Origin of the sequence: Mycobacterium aquaticum (assembly GCF_002086485.1) — a bacterium.
Taxonomy (GTDB): Bacteria; Actinomycetota; Actinomycetes; order Mycobacteriales; family Mycobacteriaceae; genus Mycobacterium; species Mycobacterium aquaticum.
In genome coordinates this window covers 83874-109792 of the sequence record NZ_MVHF01000009.1, presented here as the reverse complement: position 1 = coordinate 109792, position 25919 = coordinate 83874, and the positions used below count along the sequence as shown (strand labels likewise).

At 66.6% G+C, this 25919-nt stretch carries 22 protein-coding genes and 1 tRNA gene; 15 read left to right on the top strand and 8 right to left on the bottom strand.

The genetic code is table 11. The annotated features are described in order from the left end of the window. Positions 1-77: 77 nt before the first annotated feature. Entirely contained in the window at positions 78-1007 is a 930-nt protein-coding gene (locus tag BST13_RS12090) for a LysR family transcriptional regulator (RefSeq protein WP_158087142.1), read from the top strand. Positions 1008-1077: 70 nt separating this feature from the next. Here BST13_RS12090 and BST13_RS12085 read toward each other — a convergent pair whose 3' ends face one another. Then, a complete protein-coding gene (locus BST13_RS12085; protein WP_083164089.1) occupies positions 1078-2580 on the bottom strand; it encodes an APC family permease in 1503 nt (500 codons plus the stop codon). A gap of 126 nt (positions 2581-2706) precedes the next feature. Between BST13_RS12085 and BST13_RS12080 the strand changes: the two genes are divergently transcribed. The 9 genes from BST13_RS12080 (at position 2707) to BST13_RS12040 (ending at position 10622) form a co-directional block, all read left to right on the top strand. Then, positions 2707-3477: a FadR/GntR family transcriptional regulator gene (locus tag BST13_RS12080; RefSeq protein WP_083164088.1), complete on the top strand. Its 771-nt coding sequence runs from the start codon at positions 2707-2709 to the stop codon at positions 3475-3477. Further along, the gene (locus tag BST13_RS12075; RefSeq protein ID WP_083164087.1) at positions 3474-4205 is read left to right on the top strand and encodes a PDC sensor domain-containing protein; all 732 of its coding nucleotides are present in this window, start codon (positions 3474-3476) and stop codon (positions 4203-4205) included. The genes BST13_RS12080 and BST13_RS12075 overlap by 4 nt, the downstream gene beginning before the upstream one ends. Positions 4206-4332: 127 nt before the next feature. Beyond that, a complete protein-coding gene (locus BST13_RS12070; RefSeq protein ID WP_083164086.1) occupies positions 4333-5535 on the top strand; it encodes a cytochrome P450 in 1203 nt (400 codons plus the stop codon). 26 nt (positions 5536-5561) lie between these two features. Further along, the gene (locus BST13_RS12065; RefSeq protein WP_083164085.1) at positions 5562-5750 is read left to right on the top strand and encodes a ferredoxin; all 189 of its coding nucleotides are present in this window, start codon (positions 5562-5564) and stop codon (positions 5748-5750) included. Continuing rightward, positions 5750-6955: an NAD(P)/FAD-dependent oxidoreductase gene (locus BST13_RS12060; protein ID WP_083164084.1), complete on the top strand. Its 1206-nt coding sequence runs from the start codon at positions 5750-5752 to the stop codon at positions 6953-6955. Before BST13_RS12065 ends, BST13_RS12060 begins: the two co-directional genes overlap by 1 nt. A gap of 31 nt (positions 6956-6986) precedes the next feature. Continuing rightward, the gene (locus BST13_RS12055; protein WP_083164083.1) at positions 6987-8372 is read left to right on the top strand and encodes a glutamine synthetase family protein; all 1386 of its coding nucleotides are present in this window, start codon (positions 6987-6989) and stop codon (positions 8370-8372) included. Beyond that, complete coding sequence (locus tag BST13_RS12050) at positions 8369-9076, top strand: ABC transporter substrate-binding protein (protein WP_083164082.1); 708 nt, start codon at positions 8369-8371, stop codon at positions 9074-9076. The genes BST13_RS12055 and BST13_RS12050 overlap by 4 nt, the downstream gene beginning before the upstream one ends. Further along, positions 9073-9786 (top strand): gamma-glutamyl-gamma-aminobutyrate hydrolase family protein, encoded by a 714-nt coding sequence (locus tag BST13_RS12045; RefSeq protein WP_083164081.1) that lies wholly within the window; start codon positions 9073-9075, stop codon positions 9784-9786. Before BST13_RS12050 ends, BST13_RS12045 begins: the two co-directional genes overlap by 4 nt. Beyond that, positions 9783-10622, top strand: a complete 840-nt coding sequence (locus BST13_RS12040) for a gamma-glutamyl-gamma-aminobutyrate hydrolase family protein (RefSeq protein ID WP_083164080.1) — start codon at positions 9783-9785, stop codon at positions 10620-10622. The genes BST13_RS12045 and BST13_RS12040 overlap by 4 nt, the downstream gene beginning before the upstream one ends. Here the strand turns inward: BST13_RS12040 and BST13_RS12035 are convergent. The 5 genes from BST13_RS12035 to BST13_RS12015 all read right to left on the bottom strand — a co-directional run bounded on the left by BST13_RS12035 (position 10562) and on the right by BST13_RS12015 (position 15741). Further along, positions 10562-11389 (bottom strand): hypothetical protein, encoded by an 828-nt coding sequence (locus tag BST13_RS12035; protein ID WP_245839528.1) that lies wholly within the window; start codon positions 11387-11389, stop codon positions 10562-10564. The two genes, BST13_RS12040 and BST13_RS12035, sit on opposite strands and share 61 nt — an antisense overlap. 64 nt (positions 11390-11453) lie before the next feature. Continuing rightward, positions 11454-12818 carry an aldehyde dehydrogenase family protein gene (locus BST13_RS12030; RefSeq protein WP_083164236.1) on the bottom strand — a complete coding sequence of 455 codons (1365 nt, stop codon included), beginning with the start codon at positions 12816-12818 and terminating at the stop codon, positions 11454-11456. Between the two features lie 38 nt (positions 12819-12856). Then, positions 12857-13948, bottom strand: coding sequence for a phenylacetate--CoA ligase family protein (locus BST13_RS12025; protein WP_083164078.1), 1092 nt, complete (start codon positions 13946-13948; stop codon positions 12857-12859). A 63-nt stretch (positions 13949-14011) separates the two neighbouring features. After that, on the bottom strand, positions 14012-15064 hold the full coding sequence (locus BST13_RS12020) for a polyprenyl synthetase family protein (RefSeq protein ID WP_083164076.1): 1053 nt from the start codon (positions 15062-15064) through the stop codon (positions 14012-14014). Continuing rightward, on the bottom strand, positions 15061-15741 hold the full coding sequence (locus tag BST13_RS12015) for a hypothetical protein (protein WP_083164074.1): 681 nt from the start codon (positions 15739-15741) through the stop codon (positions 15061-15063). The genes BST13_RS12020 and BST13_RS12015 overlap by 4 nt, the downstream gene beginning before the upstream one ends. 80 nt (positions 15742-15821) lie before the next feature. On the opposite strand from BST13_RS12015, the gene BST13_RS12010 reads away from it, so the two are divergent. From BST13_RS12010 to BST13_RS11990, 5 genes are read left to right on the top strand one after another with little or no spacing between them, the layout of a single operon-like run. Beyond that, on the top strand, positions 15822-16961 hold the full coding sequence (locus BST13_RS12010; RefSeq protein WP_083164072.1) for a hypothetical protein: 1140 nt from the start codon (positions 15822-15824) through the stop codon (positions 16959-16961). A gap of 8 nt (positions 16962-16969) precedes the next feature. Beyond that, a complete protein-coding gene (locus BST13_RS12005; RefSeq protein WP_083164070.1) occupies positions 16970-17245 on the top strand; it encodes a hypothetical protein in 276 nt (91 codons plus the stop codon). Then, the gene (locus BST13_RS12000) at positions 17245-17979 is read left to right on the top strand and encodes a hypothetical protein (protein WP_083164068.1); all 735 of its coding nucleotides are present in this window, start codon (positions 17245-17247) and stop codon (positions 17977-17979) included. The genes BST13_RS12005 and BST13_RS12000 overlap by 1 nt, the downstream gene beginning before the upstream one ends. Then, positions 17976-21179: an ATP-binding protein gene (locus tag BST13_RS11995; RefSeq protein WP_083164066.1), complete on the top strand. Its 3204-nt coding sequence runs from the start codon at positions 17976-17978 to the stop codon at positions 21177-21179. The genes BST13_RS12000 and BST13_RS11995 overlap by 4 nt, the downstream gene beginning before the upstream one ends. Then, positions 21176-23200, top strand: coding sequence for an FAD-dependent oxidoreductase (locus BST13_RS11990; RefSeq protein ID WP_083164064.1), 2025 nt, complete (start codon positions 21176-21178; stop codon positions 23198-23200). Before BST13_RS11995 ends, BST13_RS11990 begins: the two co-directional genes overlap by 4 nt. Positions 23201-23223: 23 nt before the next feature. Here BST13_RS11990 and BST13_RS11985 read toward each other — a convergent pair whose 3' ends face one another. Both BST13_RS11985 and BST13_RS11980 read right to left on the bottom strand, forming a co-directional pair. Further along, positions 23224-25377, bottom strand: coding sequence for a KAP family P-loop NTPase fold protein (locus BST13_RS11985; protein WP_083164062.1), 2154 nt, complete (start codon positions 25375-25377; stop codon positions 23224-23226). Positions 25378-25578: 201 nt separating this feature from the next. Continuing rightward, positions 25579-25661: transfer RNA gene (locus tag BST13_RS11980), tRNA-Leu, on the bottom strand. Positions 25662-25919: the final 258 nt, after the last annotated feature.

The window sequence follows — 25919 nt, the reverse complement described above, 5'->3', positions numbered from 1 at the left end:
TCGTTGATCTGCACCGATGATTCGTCAAAGACCTAATGTGTAGGAATAGCCATGCCCATGAATTATTGTTGCTGGTCGTGGAGCTGCGACACCTGCGATACTTCTTGGCCGTCGCCGAGCATGGGACCGTCACCGCTGCGGCCGCCCGCCTGCACGTGGCGCAACCGGCGATTTCCCGGCAGCTCCAACGACTGGAACACGATCTCGGTGTGAGTCTGTTTGTCCGCCAAGGCCCGCGGCTCACCCTCACCGACGCGGGGCGGCACATGCTCGACATCGCCGCCGACATCGTGGCCCGCGCCGAGACGGCGAAAATGGCGGCGCAGCAGATTGCTCAAGGCCATCTGGCCAGGGTCTCCGTCGTCGCCGCAACCACAACCATCGAGTACGTCCTTGCGCCTTTCACCGCGACACTGGGCGCAGCCGATCCGTTCATCTCGGTGGTCGAGGTGCCGTCGGAAGCCGTGCACGATGCCGTCTTCGGCGGTCACGACCTGGGCCTTGCCGCCACGGCACCGCCTGCGAGCAGGCTTGCCTGGATCCGCCTGACCAGTGTGCCGTTGCGGGCCTATGTCGCACCCGAGCATGCCTGGGCTGCCCGGAGGGCGGTCTCCCTCGAGGAGCTGTCGCAGGTACCGCTGTTGCTTCCGACCCGCGCCGACCCGACCCGACTCGTCTTCGACGAAGCGGTCAACCGGGCCACGCTTCAGTACCTCCGCTACGAGGAGGTCGAGTCCCCACCGCTGCGGCAGGCCCTGGCCGCAGCCGATCGCGGCGTGGCCGTGGTTACCGACCTGGAACGCTTCGGGGCCCGACCGCTGCTCATTGTTGACGACGCCGGGGATCCGGTGCTGTTGACCATCCACGCCTGCTGGAATCCGGCACACTACGCCGCCGGATCGCTGGCCGCATTCGCGGAGAAGCTGAGTGTTTTCTCCGACACCGTCGTTCGTGCGGACGCGGAACGGATCGGCTCGCCCCGCTCTGACCCCACACCGGAACTCTGACCCCACACCGGAACTGCATTCCCGGTCGTAAAAGTGGGCGCTCAACGACCGGGAATGCAGTTCCGCGGCATCAGGGGGTGGGCATCTTCCTGGGCGTGGCCTTCGTGGGGATCGCGTCGCTGTGTGGGGCCGTGCTGCGGTCGTGAAGCGGGTGAACAACCATGTACACCAAGCCGATTCCGACGACGACGGCGGCTGAGAGGGCCACGATCCAGTTGTCGTACCAAGGTGCACCGGGGGTCCGGGGCCATGCCATGTTGATCATCGCGGTGACGCCGTAGACCAGGGCGGCGATGTTGACGGCCAGGCCCCACTTGCCGAGTTGGTACTTGCCGCTGGGCACCCAGCCCTTGAGCCGCGCCCGCAGTGCGGCGAGCACAACCATCTGGAAGCCGAGGTAGATGCCGAACGCCGCGAAGCTGATGATCTTGGTGATGGCGTCGGTGGAGACCTTCGACCCGATGACGATGAGGGCGGGGACGATCGCGGCCAATATCAGCGCGTACGGCGGCACGTGGCGGGTCGCCGAGAACTTCTTGAGCAGTGAGCTGCCCATGATCATGCCGTCACGCCCGTAGGAATAGGCCAATCTGCTCGCGGCGGCCTGCAGGCTCATCGCGCAGGACAGAAAGGAGATCAGCACCACGAGCAGGATCACCTTGGCGCCGACGGGCCCGAACGCCTCGTTCAGGACGGTGCTCACCGGATCGGTGTCCGTGCCTGCGATGACGGCCGGGATGTCGGCGACCGACAACACGAGCGCCAGGCAGACGAATGTTGCTGCGGCGCCGCCGATGTAGATGGTGCGGCGCATGGCCTTGGGAATCAGACGGCCCGGATTGGGCACCTCTTCGGCGACGTCACCGCACGCTTCGAAGCCGTAGTACTGGTAGACGCCGATGAGCGCAGCCGCGGCGAATGCCCACATGTAGTTGCCGTCGCCGCCTGCGCCGAAGCTGTCGAACAGCACGCTCAGGTTGTGATGACGGTGCCCGATGAGCAGCCAGCCGCCCACGACCAGCGCGCCGATGATCTCCGCGGTGAAACCGATGATCGCCGCTTTGGCAAGCACTTTGGTGCCCATGAAGTTGATGGCCGTGGCCACCGCGAGGAGAACGAGCGCGAAGGCGATCGTGTTGTTCACCGTCGCGTCGAAACCGAATGCTGCCGCGATGAACGGTCCGGCGCCGTAGACCACGGAGGCGATGGTGACCAGGAGGGCCACCAGGTAGACCCATCCGGTCATCCACGCATACCGGCGACCCCACAGCCGTCGCGCCCACGGGTACACGCCGCCGGCGACGGGGAACTGGGCGACGATCTCGCTGAACGTGAGCGCCACCAGGAGCTGGCCCACGCCGACGATGAGGAAGCTCCAGATCATGGGTGGACCGCCAGTGGCCAGCGCATAGGCGAACAGCGTGTAGACGCCGACGACGGGCGACAGATACGTGAAGCCGAGCGAGAAGTTCGCCCAGGGGCTCATGTCGCGTTTGAATTCGGACTGGTAACCGAGGGCGTGCAGATGTTGGACGTCGTCCTCGTCGGGACGGGCGGGGCTGGAAGTTGACATGGCCGTACTTTCTTGGGTAGGCGCAAGGTGAAGTAGTGCGAAAAACTACAGTCCTATGGTTTATCCGGCAAGAGATTCGGCGGAATTGGCCCGAAATCCGGTAGATTGCCGTCGTCGGACCTCGCGATGAGGACGTTCGCGGAGGAGGAGACGCAGGTGTCGTCGTTGTCGCCGCTGGTCGCGCCGGAAGCGCCGGTGGGGCGCGCCGACGAGATCGTGCAACGCATCACCGAGGCGATCCATCTCGGGTTGCTCGACGACGGCGAGCGGCTGCCCGTCGAAATCGATCTCGCCGCCCAGTTCGGGGTGGCGCCCATGACCGTCCGCGAAGCGCTGGCGACGCTGCGCGAACAACAGCTGGTCGAGACCCGGCGGGGCCGCAGCGGCGGCTCGTTCGTACGACGGCCCGAGGGCCCACCCATCGACCAGCTGACCGCGCGACTGGCCGCCATGAGCGCCTCTGACCTGCGAGACCTGTTCGATGAACACACCGCGATCGCCGGGCTGGCCGCGCGTCTGGCCGCGCAGCGCGCCGCGCCCTACGCCGTGCGGCGTCTGTTCGCCCTCACCGATCAGCTCGATGCGGCGACGACGCTCGGGGATCGGATCCGGGCCGACAGCCGGTTCCAGATCCAGGTGGCCATTGCGTCGCAGTCGGCGCGGTTGGCCCGCCGCGAGGCGAACCTGCAGGCCGAAGTGGCCGGCCTGATCTGGCTGCCTCTTGGCCCGCCGCTCGACGTGGCCGCCTACGTCGAGGAGCAGCACGCCATCGCCGCAGCAGTTGCTGCGGAGAAGGCCGACGACGCGCGGCAGCTTGCGGAAGCGCACGTCATGGGACAGCTTGCGCGCCTGACCACCGTCAACTTGGACCTCACGACCCAGGAATCCGGCTCATGACCGACGACACGCTGGCTCGCCACCTCGCCGAGCGGGCGTCGCAACCGCTCGAACCGATCTATGACCTGCTGGGCCAGGTCGCCGACGAGGTGCTGCGCAGCCGGCCCCGGCGCGCGGCGCTCACCGAGTCGCATTTCAGCGGGCTGCAGCGCATGCTCGCCGGTCTCCTACAGAACCATCGTGGGGTCTGGGGCATGGGTTTCATCGCCGCGCCGTTCGCCGTCGAAGGCAAAGAGCGCTATCTGGCCTGGTGGCAGCGCCGCGACGACCGCGTGGCCCGGCTGCGCCTCAACTTCGACCCCACCAGCATCGACGTCTACGACTACCTGCAGATGGACTGGTACCAACTCGCGCTGCACGGCCAGCAACGCGTGGCCTACGGACCGTACGTCGACTACAGCGGCTCGGACATGTACACCATCACCGCCACGATTCCCATCGTCGGCGAGGACGGCACGTTTCTCGGCATCGCGGGCGCCGACCTGGTGGTCGGCGAGGTAGAACGCAAGCTGCTCGAAGTGCTGCGCGAGACCGGCGACGACGCGTTGATCGTCAGCACCGAGCGCCGCGTCATCGCTGCGAACACGCCACGCTGGTTCGTTGGCTCGCGGCTGCCCGCCATGCCTGCGGTGGGCCCGGCCGATGATCCGTCGGCATATCGCGAGGTCGCCGACATGCCGCTGGGCATCGGCTGGGTGCTCGCCATCGCCTGGCCTGCCCGCGACTGACTTATCAGCGGTAAACCCCCTGCTGTCCGGCATTTTGCCGCCAGTTCGCATTCACCTATTGACATTAAGGATCTAGTTCTAGAGTATTTAGTGATCATTCGATCCCCGAGCTCTCGGAGGAAGCCCAATGCCTTCCGCAACAATCGGCCAAGCCCCCGCCTTCGACGTCGCCGACCCGGCCTTTTCCATCACCTCCGCCGAGGTGCACGACGCCAGGGAACGCAGCTGGTACGCCACCACCCCGTACGGCATCGCCGTACTCCGGTACGAGCAGGTCAGCCGCCTGCTCAAGCACCCGAAACTGCGCCAGGGCAGCGTCGCCTGGCCGGCCCACAACGGTGTGACCGAAGGCCCGTTCGCCGACTGGTTCGCCAGCTGGATCCTGAACAAGGAGGGCGAGGAGCACCACCGGCTGCGCCGGCTCATGAACCCCGCGTTCTCCCCCAAACTCATCGGCGGGCTGGTGCCGCGGTTCCAGGCCCTGGCGAGCGAGCTCATCGACGGCTTCGCCGAACCCGATCGGTGTGAATTCGTCAGCGAATTCGCCGAGCCGTACGCCGCCCGGGTCATCGCAATCATGCTGGGCATCCCCGAAACCGAATGGAAGATCATCGCTTCCGAGTCGGTGACGATCGGCCTGGCGATGGGCGTGACGCTGCGCGAGGATCTGCCCAAGATCGAAGCCGCGTTGCAGCGCCTGTACGACTACTGCGATGACCTCATCGCCGACCGGCGAGCCAACCCGCGCGACGACTTCGTCACCGCACTGGTCAACGCGTCCCGGCCCGAGGACGGCAGGATGTCCGACACCGAGCTGCGAGATGCCATGGTGCTCTTGATCTTCGGCGGATTCGACACCACACGCAATCAGCTCGGTCTCGCGATGCAGACCTTCATGGCCAACCTCGACCAGTGGCGCCTGCTCGCCGAGAACCCCGGCCTCGGCGGCAAGGCCGTGGAAGAGGTCATGCGGGTCAACCCGACCGTGCGCTGGGTAACCCGCGAAGTGCTCGAGGATTTCGAGTACGAAGGCGTCGAACTCGCCGCAGGCACCACCGTGCACCTGTACAGCGAGTCGGCCGGTACCGATCCGCGCGTGTTCGCGCCTGGCTTCGACATCGCCGCAGAACGCAAGCCACACTTCGGTTTCGGCGGCGGAGCCCATCACTGCCTCGGCCACTTCGTGGCCCGCTCGGACATGAGCGAGGCGCTGCCCCTGCTGGCCCGCAGACTTCGCGAGCCGCACGAACTGCCCGGCGCGACCTGGCTTCCGGACTCCGGTAACACCGGCCCGATCCGGCTGCCCATCGGTTTCACGCCGGCACCCTGACCCCACTCCCCCAGGAAGGAACCCTCATGCGCGTCACCGTCGATCTCGCCCTCTGCCAGGACCACGGCCAGTGCGCCATCGCCGCACCCAACGTCTTCACCATGAACGACGACGGCAAGCTCGAATATCACGGCTGTCCCAGTGATGCCGAGCGGGATTACGTCGAAGAAGCCGCGGACGTCTGCCCCGCCCAGGCCATCCTCATCGAGGACTGATGTCTCGCCACATCGCCGTCGTCGGTGGCTCACTGGCCGGCCTGCGTTCAGCTGAGCAGCTCCGCGCACTCGGCCACACCGGGACGATCACCGTGTTCTCCGCCGAGCGGCACTTTCCCTACAATCGGCCTCCGCTCTCCAAAGAGGCTCTCGCCCAGCCAGATTCGGATCTCCCCGCCGAGCTGGCCACCCGCCTGGCGTTCCGCCGCCGGACGAGCCTGGCCGACGTCGACTTCCGCTTCCGCACACCGGTGGTGGCCGCAGACCTCGCCGCGCACACCGTGACTGTCGACTCCGGAGCCACGGTGTCCTACGACGGGCTCGTCGTCGCCACGGGGCTGCGGCCCCGACGGCTCACCGTGCCGGGCCCCGAGCGGGGCCGACACGTATTGCGGACCGTCGAGGACTGCCTCGGCCTACGCCACGCCCTGCGACCGGAAAGCCGCGTCGTCGTGGTGGGTGCCGGCTTCATCGGGTGCGAGGTGGCCGGAACCCTCACATCGTTGGGGCACCAGGTGACGGTTGTCGAACCCGCGGGGGCACCGATGCAACGTGTCCTCGGCGTCGACGTGGCCACCGCGGTCCAGCGCCATCACAGCACCAATGGCATCCAATTCCTCACCGGGACCGGCGTCACGGCCTTCACCGGCGACGGCAAGGTCACCGGTGTGGTGCTCGACACCGGTACAACTTTGGCCGCCGATCTCGTGGTCGAGGCCGTGGGATCGGTCTGCAACGTCGAGTGGCTCGACCGCAATGGGCTCGACCTGAGCGACGGCGTGCTCACCGACAACGAGCTCGCCGTGATCGGTGCCGCGGATGTGGTTGCGGTGGGTGATATCGCGCGCTTTCCCAACCCGCTGTTCGATGACGTGCCACGCCGTGTCGAGCATTGGTCGATACCCACCGACACGGCCAGGCGGGCAGCGGCCACGCTCGTGCGCGGCCCTGGTGACGGCACACCGTTCAGCCCCGTCCCGGCGTTCTGGAGCGACCAACGCGACCTGCGCCTGCAGAGTTACGGCTCACCGGCATTGGCCGACGAGATCCGCATCGAGGAGGGCGATCTCGACGACCTGACCGCGGGCGTCGTCGCCACATACCACCACGACAACCGCCACATCGGCACCGTCGCGGTCAACCTCAGCCCCGCCCGGTGCCGCGCCCTGCGCGAAGCCTTCGTCGCCGCCGACGTGACGGCATGACAACCAATCCTTTCCACAACGAGGTAATCCGATGACCACCACACCACTGGACCTGCACCGCCAGGACAACGCCACCAGCCCCGACCTTGCCGCCGCGCTCTCCACGATCACCGATCGCGGGGTGGAACTCGTCTACTTCCAGGCGATCACCATCACCGGCCGCGTCGTGGGAAAGGTGGTGCCCGCCCACCACTTCGAACGGTTGGCCGTCAAAGGTGTGCAACAGCACCAGACCGCGATCGCCAACCTGCAGGGCACCCGCGCGGGTGTACTGCTGGCCGGTGGGGTGAACGCCCCCGAATACACCGCGGTGCCGGACCTCGACACCTTCGCGGTCCTCCCCTGGGACACCACCTTTGCGCGGGTGTTCTGCCGGCTGTACGAACCCGATCACCTCGCCGAGGATGCCGGCGCCGAATTCGCCTGTGACACCCGCGGTTTGCTGCATCGGATGCACTCCGGGTTCACCGATCGCACCGGCCTGGAGCTGCGCACCGGCTGCGAGCCCGAGATGACCTGGCAGGGTGAAGGACTCGAGGCGCACTTCCGGCCCGGGTCCAGCCCGGCGTACCACATCGAGCACCTCGAGCGGAATCGCCCGATCGTCAAGAAGGTGATCGAGTACGCGCAGGCGCTCGGCCTGGACATGATCGAAGGCGACTACGAGGACGAGTTCCAGGTCGAACTCAACTTCATGTTCGACCGGGCCGATCTGACCGCCGACCGGCTCACCACTTATCGCCAGATCTGCAAGCAGGTCGCACGTGAGCTGGGCATCCAGGCCAGCTTCATGCCGAAACCGGCCACCGGCATGATGGGCAACGGTTGCCACCACAACTTCAGCCTGTGGCGCGACAACGTCAACGTCCTGGAGGACCCCGAGATCGCCGAGCTACACCTGACCGAAGTGGGCAAGCACGCGCTCGGTGGCCTGCTGGCCCACAGCGCCGGCGCCATGCTGGTCAACGGCTCGACCGTGAATTCCTACAAACGATATTGGGATGCAGGGCAATTCGCGCCGTCCCGGATCAACTGGGGCCTGGACAACAAGACCTGCACGGTACGGTTGTCGGCCAACGGCCGCCTCGAGTACAAGCTGCCCGACGCGAGTACGAACCCCTATCTGTCGCACGCGATCATGTTGGCGGCGCTCGAGGATGGCATGAAGAACTCGATCGACCCGGGCCAGCCGACGAAAGGGTCGTCCTACGACACCCCGCACGACGCGCGGTTCCCCGCCCTGCCGCTGACCCTGGGAGAGGCCATCGACGCCTTCCGCGCCGACGAGGTGCTGACCCAGGCTTGCGGACCGAAGTTGTCCGAACTGCTCATCGACTTCCACACCGATGAGTGGGCTCGATTCTGTGGTTACGTCACCGATTGGGAGCGCAATATGTACTGGGATGACACGCCGTGAGCGCGCCGCTGCGACTCGCCTGCCTCGACGCCGAGGCTCCGCCATTGTTCTCGCTGTGGACACCGGAAAACGGCCGCACCGGTTATGAACCCGGTGTCGCCGACGCGCTGGGCACCGAACTGGGCCGGCCTGTCGAATGGGTCCGGGTCCCGTGGGTCGACATGATTCCCGCTGTGCAGCGCGGTGACGCCGACGCCGTGCTGTGCGGCCAGGGCATCACCGCCGAACGGCAGGCGCAGGTCGATTTCACCCGGCCCTACGCGATCTTCCACGAGGGTGTGCTGGTGCGGCGCGGTGCCGGAATCCGGACCGCAGCGGACCTGGTGGGCCGCAAGGTTGCCGCGATCGAGAACAGCACCAATATGGCGCTCGTCGAAACCTTCAGCGGCGCAGTGCCGGTCGCATTCGGCCCGGGATCCGACGACGTCTACGCGGACATGCTGGCCGCGTTGCTCGCCGGCGACGTCGACGCTGTCGTCGACGACGATGTGGTGTTCGTCCCGCTCGGCACCACGCACCCCGATTACGAACTCGCATTCACCGTGCAGACCGCCAACCGGTGGGGCGTCGCGGTGTCGAAGAACCGGCCGGACACCTTGGCAGAGATCGACGGCGCGCTGGGCCGTCTCATCGAGTCGGGCCGCCTACGCGACGTGTGGAAGGAGTGGCTGCCGACTCTCGACTACCCATTCGGTGACACGTGAGCCGGCCTCTGGTGGCGGTGATCGGCCGCCGTGCCGCGCAGGTGCCGATCCTACGGTTCTCGGCAACGCTTGCCGCAGAGGCCATCTGCGAAGCGGTGTGGTCTGCGGGTGGCGAGCCTGTGGTGCTGCACGGACCGTCAGCCGATCCGCAGGCCGAGTTACCGGAGCGCCTGACGCAATTCGACGGTGTGCTGTTGCCCGGTGGGGCTGACATCGAGCCGTGCCGCTACGGCGCCGAGGCTGCGCCCGAGACCACGGATACCGTGGCCTTCCAGGACGACCTCGACCTCGGCGTCGCGCGGGCGGTGATCGACCTCGACCTGCCGACCCTGGCGATCTGCCGGGGCATGCAGGTGCTCAACGTGGCGCTGGGCGGTAGCCTCGTCCAGCATGTTGTCGAAGGAAATACGCAGCACCACAATGGAATTCACTCGGTGTCCGTCGCTGCCGGCTCCGCATTGCATGCCATCGTGGGCGCGGAGACCATCGACGTGTCCTCCTACCATCACCAGGCGCTCGACCGCCTCGGCACCGGATTGAATGTCACCGCCCTGGCTGCCGACGGCGTCGTCGAGGCCGTCGAGCACGCCCGGGCCGACATCGTCGCCGTGCAGTGGCACCCCGAAGATCGCCACGCCACGTCGGCCACCGATGCCGCACTGTTCGGCGATCTCGTCGACCGCGCCCGCAAACGAAAGGAATCCAGATGACCGCTCGGGTCCGCATGGCCGACGTCCTGCCGGATCTTCCGGTCCCGGCGACGCCGCGCGCACATGTATGTGTGCTGGCCTCGCTCAACTTTCCCGGTATCACCGTCGAGGATGTCGGGCTGATCAGGCGGTTCACTCGCCTCGCGTTGACGACACTGATCGAGCTGGGCGCTACCTTCGAGCTGTGGGACACCACCGAGGCGCTCGACAACCCCTCGGGTGCAGGGGAATTCGACGGTCTCCTACTGCTCGGCGGTGGCGACATCGACGGCTCCTGCTACGGGGTGAGCACGCCGAACCCCGCCGGCTACGGTATCGACGCGCGGGCCGATCGCGACGCGTTCGACGCCATCGAGGCTACCGTTGCCGCCGATCGCCCGATCTTCGGCATCTGCCGCGGATCGCAGCTGCTCAACGTCGCCCGCGGCGGGACCATCGTGCCCGATATCGTCGACTACGCACTACATCACGGCGCCCCGGGTGAGCCGACATTCGTCGACGAACCGATCGACATCGTCCCGGGCACCCGGTTGGCATCGATCCTCGGCGCCGACCGCATCACCGGACGGTCCGGCCACCACCAGGCGGTCGACCGGGTCGGTACCGGACTCGTGGTAACAGCGCGAGCACTCGACGGAATCGTCGAAGGCATCGAGGATCCGGACCGCTTCTACCTCGGCGTGCAGTGGCATCCCGAAGACGTGGACGGGCCTGCGGCCGACCGGCAGCGCCTGTTCAGCGCCTTCGTCGACGCTGCCGCACGGTCCCGCGCGGTCTACTTGGCGGCGAACTCCGCCAGCTTGGCGTCGACGGCGGCGTCGTCCGGCGATGCGTAGACCTTCGGAGAACTCTTGCTGAACGTCGCCAGGAATGGGCAACTGGTGGCCGGTCCCTTCACCGAACCCAGCGAGGTGATGGACTTTCCGGTCTTGGCTTCGTACAGGTCGATGTCGTATTCGACTGCGTAATAGTCGGCCTTGACCGTGTCGCCTCCGGAATCGAATTCACACGTCATCGATTTCACCTCGGTGCCCGCCTTGCGCGACAGGCACGCGACCGCGTTGATCGATGACAGCGAGTCAGCCGACGATCGGTACCCGACCGGAGCGGTGAGTGTCACCGAATCCCACGAATCGGGCCGATCGCCCTGGCTGAAGGCGATGATCTTGTACGGCTTGGCGTAAGCCGCAGCGTTGCTCACCGAGCCGTTTCCGCACACCGTCTCGAAATCGGACTCGTATTTGGCCGTCTTGGCGTTGGCCGCGCGCTGATCATCGCCCGCCGGGCCCCGTTTTGGCTCCGAGTTGACGGCGCTGACGACGAAACCCGCTACCAGGAGCAGTCCCAGCGCCCCGGCGATCGCCAGGAACACCGTGAAGGCCCGTGACTTCTTGGGTGGCGGCCCGCCCGGCAGTCCCATGGGTGGCCATGGCGGGGGCTGACCTGGTTGTTGGCCCCACTGCGGCTGGGGGCTCCATTGGGGCTGCTGCCCCCACTGCGGCTGACCCCACTGCGGCTGCTGACCCCACTGCGGCTGCTGGCCCCACTGCGGCTGCTGGCCCTGCGGCGGCCATGGTGGCGGACCTGGTGGCGGCAAACTCACTACGCAGTCCTCTCCTGACACCCACTCGACGACAGTAATGCTCGTTATTCTGGCAGCTTGCCTCTCAGCCGCGGATCATGCCCTTGTTCCGCATCAGGAAATCGGCAAAGAATCCGTCGTGCGGAATGCCCGCGGCGGTGTGTGAGGTGGCGTGGTCACCGGCGTAGACGTTGGCCACGGTGGGCTCGGCAAGCAGTGCGTCGATCAGATCCTCGTCGGTGGTGATCGCGTTGACGACCAGGGACCGCCGCAGCGGGGCCAGCCCGTCGGCGCGGCACCACGGTGCGATCCACACACACGGGAACGCCAGCTCGGTGTTGAGCAGGTCGGCGTCGGGACGCTCGAGCAGGTGCACCGCTGGACGCAATGCGGCGGAGCCGTCACCCAGATCAGCGACCACCTGGCCGGCCCCCAGAAGCGGTTCTGCGCCACGGGATTTGGCTGCGAGGTACCCGGCGACGCGCCGTGCCGAATCCAGCCGTTGGATCGGCAGGATCGCACGTTCGTCGGATGCCGGCAGCGGCTCGATCGTCGTGAGCCGCGCGGCTATCGCCTCGGCTAGTGCGCGCGGATCCCCCTCGTACAGAACCGCGGTGGCATTGGTGCATGCCATCCCGCCCTGGCCGCTGATCGAGTCGACGATCACATCGAGGTAAGCGTGCCAATCCATTTCGGCGGTGATCAGGATCTTGGTACGACCCGGCCCGTTGGTCAGCACGGTCGGGTCGCGCGCGTACTTGTCGACGACGTCCTGACCGCCGTACACAACAGCTAGGTCGGCCACGTCGATGACCTCGGCCGCACCGGCGTGGTCGGTCGGCAGATACACCGCATCTTCGGGTCGAAAACCGGCCTGACGCAACGCATTGACCAGCCGATGCCCGGTGAAGGGCTCGCGGCGCGACGGGCGAACGGCCACTCGGAAGCCGAGCACGAGGGCTTGCGCCCACGATCCGTGCACCCCCGGACTGTTTCCCGACGCGTGCACGGCCAGGACGTCGCCGCGCCGCGCCCACACGGCGCTGCCCCGCCGGGTGCGTTCATCGCGCCAGTCGAGGACGGCCCCGACCGGGCGGGCCGGCGTCACCGCATCCACGGCGCCACGCACAGCCTCGGCGACACCGCGGGCACTGGCGTGTGCGACGGTAACGGGGAGCCCCGACACCTTGCTCGCCATCGCGACATATTCGTCGAAATCCAGGCCGCCGACCGGTGCCGTCTCGAAAATGTCGGCGGCGTCGGCCAACGCGCTTTCACGCCGCGCCATCGGCAACGGCGCCACCCGTCGCTGCGCCCGCACGGTCCGGCTGACGTACAGCGGCGGCACGACGCTCAGCTCGGCAACCGGGGTGCCGGCCACGTCGGTGATCACCTCGCGGGTGCGGGTCCGGTACTCGCCGGCCGGCCCCAGAGCGTCGAGGTAAAGCACCGTACTGCTTGCCTTTTCGAGTTTGTCCGATGCCACGTTCAGTAGACGCCCTCGATGGCGGGCTCACCTTCGAACGTGGCGACGGGAGCGACCTCGCTGATCGAATCACCGATCTGCCCGGCGGCCCCGGGCATTCGAATGGCCGTGTCGCGTTCGAGGTTGTTCGGGATGAAAGCGCCCTTGCTGATGTGGTTCATCACCACCTGGCCACGCCTGCCGTAGGGCACCCGCTCCCCTGTCTCGGCATCGATGACCCAGAACACCACGTACGGCGTGCGCGGGTCGAAAACGAACGCGTCCCCTTCGACCCGGGTCCTGGCCTGCGACAGGATCATGGTGCTGCCGAAGGCCATCGCGAAGGCCGTCGCCGGGAAGATGTCGCGCAGCAGGTCGAGGGTGTCCAGATCCACGTGCGCGCCGCTGAGCAGCACAAAGCGGATCTTCCTGTTGATCAGGTCCACCATGGCGTCGTCGCGGGCAAGCGCCTCGAGCAGCGGCGGGCTGGTGTGCAGGTTCGCCACGTTCTGGGTCTGCAGGATGAAGCCGGCCTGCTCCAACAGGTGTTCGACGTACGCCGAGGCCTCCCCCGCGGCGCCCCGCGCGATGACCTTCTTGACCCACCGCGGATCCATGTCGACCGGGAAGAACACCGAGCCCAACCGCTCGCTCACCGCACGGGAGAAGTGGCCGACCCCATGCGGCCCGCCGGGCATCATGAAAAGTAGACCCGAGCCGGGCACGAACCCGCCTGCGGTGAAGTCCTCGATCTGCCACCGGGTGACCTGCTCGACCCAATCAGGTAGTTGCGCCGTACGTTTCGGAGCCCCTGTGGTTCCGCCCGACTCGAACACCTTGGGCACCGGATGCGGCGATCCGTAGCCGCGCGGGATGAGGTCCTCGACCGGCGCGCTGCGCAGTTCGTTGACCAGATTCGGGAACAGCCGCAGGTCGTCGAACCCGTGCACGTCGGTCAGGGGGTCGAAGTTCAGTGTCCGTGCCACACGCAGCCAGAAGGGCGAGCCTGTGTCCGTCCCGAAGTGCCACGCGATGGCGGCGCGCAGATAGGCCTCGGGATCGGGCACTGGCTCAGGGCGGGGAACATCCAACAGCGAGAATTCAATCTCGGCCATACCGCAATCCTGACGCAGCGACCAGCGCAGGCGCAGCCGATCGGGTGGAGAGTCAGTGAACTCTCAGCGCCATCTGGCCCACACATAGGGCACCAGGGCACGCAAGAAGTCCAGGTCGGGCCCCGGCTGGGCGTCCGCGAACGCCTGCTCGAAGTACTCCTCGGCCACCAGCAGGATGCCTTCGGCGAATTCGGCGGTGAACGCGATGCTGCCGTAGTGGTCCATCATCGCGCGCACGGTCCGCACCGTCTCGGGCGACCGTTGCGGGCGTGACAGATTCAGGAACTGCCGCACCAGCGTCTTGTCGGCGTCGTCGGCCACGCTGAGCAGGTGCACCAGCGGCAGGGTCCGTTTGCCCTCGTAGAGGTCGCCGAGGATCTCCTTGCCGTACGTTTCCTCATCCCCGACGAGGTTGAGCAGATCGTCGCGAATCTGAAACGCCGCGCCGAAGTGAAAGCCGAAGCGCACCAGCGGGCCGAGCTCGACGGTGCCGCCGCTGCCCACGATCGCCCCGACCCGCAGCGGATGAATCGTGGTGTACCAGCAGGTTTTGTGCATGATGAGGTTGAGGTAATCCTCGGGGACCAGGTTGTCCACGGAGTCCAACCGCCAACCGACCTCGGTGGCCTGACCTTCCAGCGTGCGCATGGCCATCGTGTCGAACTCGGCCCAGATCAGATCGGCGAGGTCGCGGTCCAGGCGGCGCACCGCTCGGCGCAGCACCTGCCCGGCCACCACCGCCAGCCCGTCACCGGCATTGAGCGCAGCTGCGACGCCGTAGGCGGCCGACAACGTCGGCCTGCCCCGGCGCATCTCACTGCCGTCGGCGATATCGTCGTGCACCAGGAAAGCGTTGTGCAGCAACTCGATTGCCACGGCGAGTCCCAGCAGATCGTCGGGGTCAGCGCCGAACGCGCGGCCCGCCGACATGCACAGCGCAGGCCGCAGCGCCTTGCCTGGCCGAGCCGGATACTCCCGCATCGGCGTGTAAAGCCATTGCGCGGGTTCACCTTCGGGCAAGGCATCGAGCATCGACCGGCGCACCAGCTTGCCAACACCGCGCAGCCTGTCCTCGACAACGGCGATGAACTCGTCGCGGTCGGTCGCGCTGCTCATGGCGTGCTCGGCGCCACTGTCAGCGCTATCGGCAGCCAGACAGCCGGATGTCCGTCGGCCAGTAGGGTTCCGCGGTAGCACCCGGGCGTGGCGTCGTCGGGTATGTCGATGTCCATCATCACCCCGCGGCTGGAGCGCGCGACCATCGGAACCGCGGCGGGGGTGAAGTGCACCCTGGCCGCGGGAATCGCCGACCCGTCATGGGCCAGCAGATCGCTGCATCGCAGCGCCACGGTGCCGAGATCCTCGGCTCCGCTGTTGTGCAACCACACCTCGGCGCACACGGCTCCGGCCTCGGCCACCTCGAGCAGCAGCTGACCGCCGGCACTTGAATTCAACAAGTCCAACGTCGCAGTGTCCTGCCGCGTGGCGGCCACCGAACGCAGTGATCCGACGACCTGGCCGAGCATCTTCTGCCACGCCGCGAGGACCTGGTCGACATCGGGCAGCGCGGGTTGCTCGCGCGATTGTGTTGCCTGCGAGGGACTTTCGGTCGCGCCGGGAGCCTCAGCAGTGGGCTTGCCCATCCGGACGAATCGGTCGACGATGCTCGACGCCGCGCGAAAGCCCCGCGCTTGGATCTCACCGAGCGCGCGGATGTTGACCGCCGGGTCGAATGCAGCTGCCCAGGGAATGTCGGACAGGGTGCCCTCGCCCTGCGGCCCGCCGTTGCTCATGTGGTCGTTCCCTCGTCGATTCGGCCAAATTGACGCCTGTTACGCGTATGCTAAGGCCGCATTCGACCGGAGGGCCGCTGATGCCGAAACTTCAATCGCAGCTTGCCCTCTTCGGAGCTATCGACCAAGAAGTTGTCGACGCAAAGACCCGCCTGCGCGACGGGGATCCCGGACGCGACGCCGACGTCGATTCAGCCATCATCGACATGGTCGGACGGTTCCTCCCCGGATCGGCGGGGTTCGGCCAGTCCGGCTGGTACCAGGAACTGCAAGTTCTCGTGCAGACCCAGGCCGTCCATTCGTCAGACAGCGAGGGGTTCACGTTTCCTGACCTGCGCACCGCGCTCGACGATCTTGCGGAGCACCACGACGACGAGGAGACCGACGACCGCGACCCGGTGCTGGCCAGGGCCACCTACGCGGCAATCGTGCTCGACAAGATCTATCGCCTGACCGGACAGCGCGAGGAGATCTCGCCGCTGAGCATCCTCAATCGCACGTTGGCCGGCTGGACGCATGAACCGGTCGACGATCTCACGTTCCGGCTCGAATCCGAGATCGACGACATCAACAGCCGCGACGACTGGGTCATGCGCGCCGAGATGTTCGTCGGCGGGGCGTTCGCGCGCGCGTCGAAACCCTGCTTCGGCGCGCTGCGCAAGGTCGACGGGAAATACTGCGCCTACATCACCACCGACGACATCGCCGACGATCTGACGGTCGCAGACGTCGCCAAGATCGTCGACCCCATCAACTGGCACAACTGCTGCAGCTTCTTCTGCGAGATGCAGAACCAGAACCCTCAGTTCAGCGACGGCTGGAGCAGGCTCGTCGAACGGATCAGCGGCGAGTGCAAGAAGTACTACCTCGACACCGCCCTGATCTTCTGGAAGCAGCAGCTGCCCGACGGTTCCCTCTACATCAACTACGACCTCGACAGCGACCGCCAGCACGACAGCATGTACGTCGAGGTCGACAGTGGCTACATCTGGGTTTCCCCGTTGCAGCCCGCTGGTGTTCGGATCCGCACCTCGAAGTTGGAGCGCGTCAACGGGTTGAGCCCCACCGCGACCGCGGCGCTGGCCTGCCTGATGGGCTGGGGCACCGTCGCATCCGAGATGCTCGGCGGCACGGCGCGCGCTCACATGCAGAACCCCAACAAGCCGCCGGCGATGCTGCCGTTGCTGCTGTCCCCCGACAACTCATCCGCCTACCACTAGGGGGCCACATGAATCCGGAAAAGCCCACGCTGCCACCGAATTTCGCCGATACCGTCAACGACACGGCGATGCTCACCACGGAGGCCATCAACCGTGCCGGCAGTGTCCTGGGCGACGCCGTCAAACGGTGGATGGACGGCCTGGCCCGCTCGGATGTCGACGCCGTCACCCGCAACATCGGGACCCAGCTCAACGAGTTCTGGCTGAAGGTCTACGACACCGCCGAGCAAAACGTGACCCCGCCGCCTGCCGGACAAGGCAATCCTCCGGGAGGCGGCATCTGATGGACGATCCGAACGATATCGCCGCGGCGTTCGCAGCCACCGCCGACAACATCGTCGACCAAGCGCGCGCGGAGGCCGTCGACGCGTTCAGCAAGATCAACGATCCAGCTCCGAACGCACCGGCGTACACCGCCGGGGATGCCCTCAAGACCGTGGGCGCGCTGGCCAAGATCGCCCTCACCGGCAGCATCGAGATGGCCCAGACGGCGCTCGACGTGCGCCCCAACAACGGGGTGCTGATCCTGGCGGACTACGTAAGCACCGTGCTGAGCCAAGGTGTACAGCAGGCTGCCGATGTGGCCAAGGACGCGGCCACGCTGATCGACCAGAACGACTTCGGCAAGGACCGGTGGGTGGAGTCGGCGATCAAGCTGACCACCATCGCGTATCTGCGCGGTTCGGAGATTTTCCAAACGGTGGCAGCCGGGCCGGCCCAGTTCGCCGACCCGGTCGTCAAAGAGACGTTCACGTTGGCGCCCGGCGACGTCGACGCCACCAAGGACCGCACGCTGACGTTGACCACTCTGCGGCTCGGCGGCCCGGCCACCACCAAGCCGGTCGCCGGCTTCCGCGTCAGCTTCGAGCCCACCAACGGCGTGCTCCCCGCCGGGGCGGACCAATTCACTCTCGTCGTGAACGGGGCCGGTCTGGCCAGTGGGGTCTATGTCGGCCAGGTGCAGCTGACGGGCGGGTCCGGCGCCGACGTCACGGTGGACGTGGCAATCAACCTGTGAACCAGGACGATCCGACCGGCGTTGACGAGTTGCTCGACCGCGCCCTCAAAGCTGCCGCCGAAGGAGACCGCGCGACCGCACAGTTGCTCGCCGGACAGGTCCTGGCCGTGGACCGCGACAACGCCGATGCCGAGCATCTGCTGACCGCACCCGAGGGATCGGGCGAAATTCGCCGTTTGACAATTGCTTTCGTCGATCTCGTGGACTCGACGGAACTGTCGACACGGATCGAACCCGAGACCTACCGGGCACTCGTGGGCCGCTACCGCGACGACGTGCTGCGCATCGTGGGCGCTTACGGCGGGCACGTGGGCTCCACGAAGGGCGACGGGCTGCTCGCGCTGTTCGGGCATCCCGACGCGCACGAGGACGACGTGGTGCGCGCGGTTCAAGCCGGCCTCGACATCACCCGCGAGGTCGCGGCGCTCAGTGCACGAGTGCGCGGCCGGCTGGGTTTCGACATCTCCGTGCGGGTGGGTGTGCACCGCGGCGTCGTGTACCTCGACCGGGAGCAGGACGACGTCTACGGGCTGGCGGCCAACCTCGCCGCGCGGATCAACAGCATCGCCGCACCGGGCACGGTCGCGGTGTCCGACACGATCGAACCGCTGATCTCCGACCGGTTCGAGCTGACACCGAACCCACCGCAGCACGTGAAGGGCGTGGCTGACCCGGTCAACTCCTATCGCGTCGACGCCGAACGCGAGGTGGCCCACCCGACGACGGGGCCGCTGGTCGGTCGCGGCCCCGAGATCGAGTGTCTGCAGCGCAGCTGGCAGGCCGCGCGGGACGGCACCCTGGCGACGCCCGGCGTGGCACTCATCGGCGACGCCGGAATCGGCAAGAGCCGGCTGGCGTGGTCCGCCGTGGCACTGGCCGAACAGTGCGGTGGAGAGGTCCTGCAGCTGCACGGTTCACCGTTCCACACCGATGTCGGGCTGCGGCCGATCCGCCGCCTGCTGGAACGGCGCTGCGGCATCGGCACCGGATCCGATGCCGCGCAACGCTTGTCGCTGCTGACCGCCGAGATCGCCGGGCACGGTCTCGACCCCGCGACGATGGTGCCGCTGCTGGCGCCGATCCTGGGGATCGAGCCCACGGCCGGCTATCAGCCGGTGACCTCGGAGGGCCGGCGACTCTTCGAGCAGATCGAGGACGCGGTCCGGCGGTATCTGTTGGCCTGCCTACGCGGCGACGAGCCGGCGCTGCTGTTGGTCGAGGATCTGCATTGGTTCGACGAGGACACCGCCGACGTCGTGGCATCGCTGGTGCGCGAAGACCTGGGCGGGCGCGTGCTGATCGTCATGACCAGCCGCGAGCCGGTGACCGCCGATGCATCGCGCACGCAGACCTTCGAGCTGCGGCCGCTGTCCGGCGACGAGACCGACGAACTCATCATCGCGCTGTTCCCCGCAGCGAGCGACGAAGACCGTGCTGCGGTGCGGCACCGCTGCGACGGCGTTCCGCTCTACATCGAAGAAGTGGTCGCCAAACTGCGGGCCCAGCCGGGTGATGGCTTCAGCTCGGCGGGCGTACCCGACACCTTGTACGAAGCGTTGTTCGCGCGGCTTCAGTCCAGCACGGACGCCCTGCCCGTGGTGGAGGCCGCCGCGATCATCGGCAGTCGCGTCGAGCGTGCGGTGCTCGCCTCGGTCGTCGATCTCGACGCGGACGCCTTGGACGCCGTCATCGCCGAACTCCTCGACGCTCGGGTGCTCGACCCACTGGGCCCCGACAGCTGGCGCTTCCGCCACGAACTGCTCCGCGAACTCGCCGCCGAGATATCGCCGCCGAGCTCACGACGCCGTCTGCACAGCCGCATCGCCGACGCGTTGATCGCGACGGCCGCCGTCGGCAACCCGGACTGGCCGCTGATCGCCCGGCATTACGAACGTGCGGAGCGCTTCGCCGAGGCTGCGGGCAGCCATGCGCAGGCCGCGGCCAACGCCCGCCAGCGCGGCGCACTGCGTGAAGCGCTGACCTACCTGACCTACGCGGTCGCCGCTGCCGAGCGCTCGGCGCCGGGGCCCGACCGCGACCGCCTCGAGATCGGTTTGCGGCTGAGCCGCGCCCTGCTCGCCCAGGCCGCCGAGGGCGTGTTCAGCCCGAACGCCGCCGCGGACTTCGAGCGGTGTCTCACGTTGTGCAGCAGCGACTTACAGGATGACGACCTGCTGTCGACGGTGATGTCGCTCTATCCCTATTACACGATGAAAGCCGACATCGCGCGTGCGCAGCGTCTCGTGGAGTCAATCCGTGGCAGCCTGATCGGCCCGCGTGAGGCGTTCCTCCCGGTCAACGACTTCGCGTTCGGCATGCTCGCCTGGTACCGCGGTGAATTCGATGCGGCGCGAACTCAAATGGAGCTCGCCGCCGCGGCGTTGACGCCCGCGGGCACCCGCGCGCTCGACGCGCTGCTGTTCATGCCCAACGACCCTGCTGCAGGCCTGTACACACATCTGGCGTTGACCCGCTGCTTCGACGGCGACCTCGCCGGGGTCCAGGCCGAACTGACCAGGGCCGAAAACCGTTGTGCCGAACTACCGTTCCCCAAGGGCGCGTTCAGCCTGGCGTACACCCGCCAGATCGAGGTGCTGATCCGCATCGAAGCCGGTGACCTGCAGCGGGCGGCAGCCGTCGCTGTCGATCTCGCGACCATCGGTGAAGCCCACGGCTTCGATTCCTGGGCGCTGGTCGGTCAGGCGCAGTTCGCCACGGTCGGTGCACTCGGCGCGCTGGCCACCTACAACGGTGACCCCGCGGTGCTGGCGCCGCACATCGAGATGCTGACCACGTTCGTGGAAGGCTGGCGGGCCGTCGGTGTCCTCGCGCTGATCACGTTCTACGACGCGATCCTGGCTCGACTGCTGGTGGCGGCGCGCGAGCCCGAGCGCGCCCGCGCCCGTCTGCGCACCGGGCTTGATCTCGCCGCATCCACCGGCATGCGGTTCTACGACGCCGAGCTGCTGCGGCTGGGCGCGTCGACCAGCGAGGACGCCGAGCAGCGTCGTCGCGATCTGGAAGCGGCCATCGCCACCGCGCGCTCACAGGATGCCCGGATCTTCGAACTGCGCGCTGCGCTGGACCATTTCGTGCTGGACCCCGACGCCGGCCGGGCACCGCTCACCACGGCGCTGGCTCACTTTCCCGCCGACAGTGCGTGGCCGGACGTAACGCGTGCCCGGACGATGCTCGGGTGAGGCGGCCTGGAGGCAAGGTCGCCATTCTGGGCGGCGGCGTCGCGGGTCTCAGCGCTGCCTGGCGGTTGAGCGAGCCGGGCTGGCAGAACCGGTTCGAGTCGATCACGGTGTATCAACGGGGCTGGCGGCTGGGCGGTAAAGGCGCATCCAGCCGCGGCGTTCACGGGCGCATCGAAGAACACGGCCTGCACGTGTGGCTGGGATCCTACGAGAATGCCTTCGCGTTGCTGCGCGAGTGCTACACCGAACTCGACAGGGACACAACCGATCCCACCGCGCCGATTCGTACATGGCGCGACGCGTTGATCCCGGCCGACAATCCGGCGCTGGCCGAACAATGGGGCGGCGGCTGGCAGATGTGGTTCGGCACCCATCCGGTGACTCCGGGGCTACCCGGCGATCCGCAAGGCACCGGTCGGGAGGTCAGCGCCGCCACCTTCGTCACCCAGGCACTGCAACTGGGCATGGCGTTCGTCGAGTCGTTGCGTGACGCCGGACCCGGTGCCCTGGTGCTCTCTCCCACATCGCACCGCCCCGCCGCGGCGCCGTTGGGTTTGGCCACAGTGGTAGCCCGGGCCCTGACGGCAGCCATGTTGGCGGTGGCCGACCGAGACCTGCGTCCGGATTCGGCTGTTGCCGTGCTCAATCCGGCGCTCGAAGCGATCGGTGACTCGATCGACCGGGAGAACCGATTGGACCATCGGCGGCTGTGGGTGCTGCTGTCGTTGGTGGTCGCAGTGGTGCGCGGGATCCTCGCCGACCACCTGATCACGCATCCGAACGGATTCCGCGCGATCAACGACGAGGAGTTCGGCGACTGGGTGGTGCGCCACGGCGGACATCCCGACGTGCTGCAGTCGCCTCTGGTGCGTGGCTTGTACGACCTCGTGTTCGGCTACCGCGACGCCGATCCCGACCAACCCGCCGTGGCCGCAGGGGTGATGACGTTCCTGCTCGGCCAGGTTCTCTTCGGCTACAAGGGATCTCTGTTCTGGAAGATGACGGCCGGGATGGGCGACGTCGTCATCGCCCCGCTGTACCAAGCCCTGCGCCGGCGCGGCGTCGTGTTCGAGTTCTTCCACCGCCTCGACGCGTTGCACCTCGACACGCGCCGCCAGCACGTGGAGGCGATCACGATGGGCCGCCAGGTCGCGCTCGCCGACGGCGTCGAGCACTACGACCCGCTGATCACCATCCGCGGTCTTGCGGTGTTTCCGGCCGAGCCCCGAGCCGAGCAACTCGTCGGTGATGCTCGCCGCGATCTGGAGTCGCACTTCGGTACTCGCGACGACGTCGAGAAGCGGGTACTGCGCCGTGGCGTCGACTTCGACCACGCCGTGCTCGCCGTATCGCTGGGAATGGTCCCCACCGTGGCCGACGAGCTGCTCCGCGACCGCGTCGAGTGGCGCGAGATGACCACTCACGTGCGCACCGTCGCCACCCAGGGGATGCAGCTGTGGTTGCGGCCCGACGAGAAGACGCTGGGCTGGGAACGTCCCGGCGCCACGGTCACCGCCTACCAGCGTCCCTTCGAAACCTTCGCTTCGATGCCGCACACCTTGTGGGCCGAAGAGTGGCCGGCCGACGACCGCCCCCGCTCGGTGGCGTACTTCTGCGGCAGCCTTCCTGCCCCGTGGCCGTGTGACTCCGCTTGCTATACAGAATCTTTGACTCAGCGGGCCCATGCGGATGCCACCGACTTCGTCGATCGCCACCTCGGCGTCTACTTCCCCAACGCGGTGCACGACGGTCGGTTTGCGCGGCATCTGCTCACGTCCCAGCACCTCAGCGTGAACATCGATCCGTCAGACCGCTACGTGCAGTCGGTGCCGGGGTCGGACAAGTACCGGCTGCGCCCCGACGAAAGCGGTTACGACAACCTGGTGTTGGCCGGCGACTGGACCGACACCGGCATCAACGCCGGCTGCATCGAGGCTGCGGTGGTGTCGGGACTGCAGGCCGCCAATGCAGTCGCCGGCCGCGGGCGCCACCACCGCATCCGGGGGTATTACATGCCGTGAGGGGCATCTGAGAGGCCGGTGTTCTAACGCCTCAGTATGAGTTTGGGAGGGTTCTTCATCCTGTGCGCAGCGATCCGAATCCTGTTCGCCAGGGAATTATCGTCCGGGGCGGGGTCGGTCAACGCCGATTCCGGAATGTCCTCGACATGCCAATCAGACTCCGGCACAAGCTTTTTGAAGAGATAGAAGCTGCCCGTCGGCTTGTGCAGCGAGATCTTGCCCGGCTCGGGGATGACCACCCTGATGAATCGGCCGGCGAGTTGGTAGGGAGCGACACGCCCATCCCTGACCATGCGCTCGGCACATTCGCGAAGCGCTTCCCACAGCTCGTCGTCGAGGTAGTCGGTGAAATCGAGTATCGTCTCCGCCTGCGGGTCTGCAGCCAGAACGTCGGTTTCCAAGTCGCGTCGACAAATGTCGAGGACCTCGCCGCGAAACGCGTTACTTGTCGCGTTGATCGCACCGGCGTCGACCCCTGCAACCGAGGTCGGGTAGGCCAGGATGTCGGCAGTGTACGGCCGTCCGAAAGCCTGGACGAACCGCTCGAGCGCCGTCGAACCGGGGCTGTCCGCGTGGGAGGCACGGGCCAGTAACGCGTACAGCACGGGACTCCACCCGTCGTTGATGAGGCTTGTGCGGGGAATGCGGTGGGCCAGGAAATGGGCTGCGTGCTCTGCATGGGCGCTCTTGGCCTGGGCTGCCATGCCCAGGCGTCGCCGGATCTTCCTCAAGATCAGCCCGCTGCCGATGTTATCGACAATTACCGACGGTGGTTTCGGTTCACCGCCGCACAGTAGTAGTCCGAACTCTTCTGCTACTCCGCTGTCAGGAATATCCTTCACAGGAATTCCGAATACCAGATACCGATCGAAATAGTCGCTGTCGCAGATCCGGGGCGCGAAGTTGTCGTTCTCGTCGCCGCTCAACTGTGGGAACAACTTTTTCAGGAACGCATAGATCCGCGCCGATTTCTCAGGGTCCTCCGGCCATTTCTGGGAGCGGTCGGCCAACGCATCTGAGATGCGCTCCTGCCATTTCTCGGGCGTCACCGGGTCGCCACGCTGTGAAGATCCGAGAAGGTCGTCACGCCACTGGGCCAGCTTCGGGTACACCTGCGGGTAGCACGTGCGCAGATAGGTGACCAGCGCGGCGTCCCTGAAGTCCAGCTCCCCCTGGCCGGCCAGGGTCAGCAAGATGTCCGTTTGAGTAGCCAGTCGCTTGATGGCCCGGATGGTCATGGTGTCGACGTCTTCGTCTGGCAATGAATCGATGATGTCTGTTATCGCGGCATCTTTCTGATGGGGATCGATCCGGTACATGTCGGCGACTTCACCCAGCGCTTCCCGCATCTGGCTCTCAAAATATGCGGTCTGCAGGGGTGGCAATACAAATGGGTACTGGACGATTTTCTCCACATATTGCCGGGCGCGAACTCGGTTTCCGTTGGCAAGCGACGACGCTGACAGAACACCCAACAGCGTCTCCTCATCGAAGGAGAGCAAGTAGTGCACCCCGTCGAACCGCCCCAGCAGTCGGACGGCCTTCATCACCGTGAGCAACTCGTCTGAATGCAGTCGGTCAACGTCATCGACAATCACCAGGATGTTCTGGCGCGCCCTGGAGATGGCTTCGGATATGTGCTTGAACCTCAGGACGAACGGGTCCTGCTCGACCTTGAATTTGTCCAGCTTGTCGGCAATTTCATCCACAGCCGCGTCAGCGATATCGTCGACCGCGCCTTTTCCCAGATACTTCTCGGCCAGCGACTTGGCGGCTGCCTTGCCTACCGCGACTCCGATCGGGGCCAGGGTCAGAAGTGCCCGCGCACGTTTGCCGACGGGGTTCGACGGCATCGCAGCGGCGATCGCCGCATAGAACTCCGCGGTCAGCGACGTGATGTCATCGGCGGCCCAGGGCGTGAACTGGATGACTTTCCAGACCACCGCATCGTCCGCATCGCTGGTCTTTGCGCCGTCGAGCGTTTCCTTCACCATGTTCAGAACTGACGATTTGCCACTTCCCCACGCTCCCGCCAACCCGAAGACAACGCTCGAGCCATCGCCGGCCGCAGCGATCCGACCGGCAACATGCTTCGCAAATTCCTTGCGCCCCAGCCGATCTTCACTTGCGTCGTTGATTGCGGCATCCCTGTTCACAGCAATCGGACTCGCCGTCACCGCCCGATCATCGCAGACCTACCGGACCGACCGGCGGGATTTGATACGCGTAGAGAAGCCCGTTGGACGGCCTTGAGGGGTTCTCGCGACGACGTCACGCAGTCCGTCCGGCCCGACAAACATGCCAACAAATCACAAAGGCCACGAACCCGATGCGTTCGTGGCCTCAGCGCTATGCGGTCCAAGCGAACCGCCATTTTGTGGGCGAAGGGGGACTTGAACCCCCACGTCCCGAAGGACACTGGCACCTGAAGCCAGCGCGTCTGCCATTCCGCCACTCGCCCGAGCGACCGGGGCAGCGTATCACTGCCGTCGCGAGGTTCCCAAACCGCGACGTTCGCGGCCACGAGCAGCACAGGAAATGATTCGGGTCATCAAGATCAGGTCACTGACCTGCTGCGATCTGATTCTCAGAGTTCTGTTGGTCCCGCACGATGGCGCAGGGCCGATACCATTCATGTGAGCAGTGTGGCCAGAGCGACACGCGGTGGCTTCGGCTGCCGGTACGCACCACGAACGACGAATGAGTGAAGGCGGGCGGT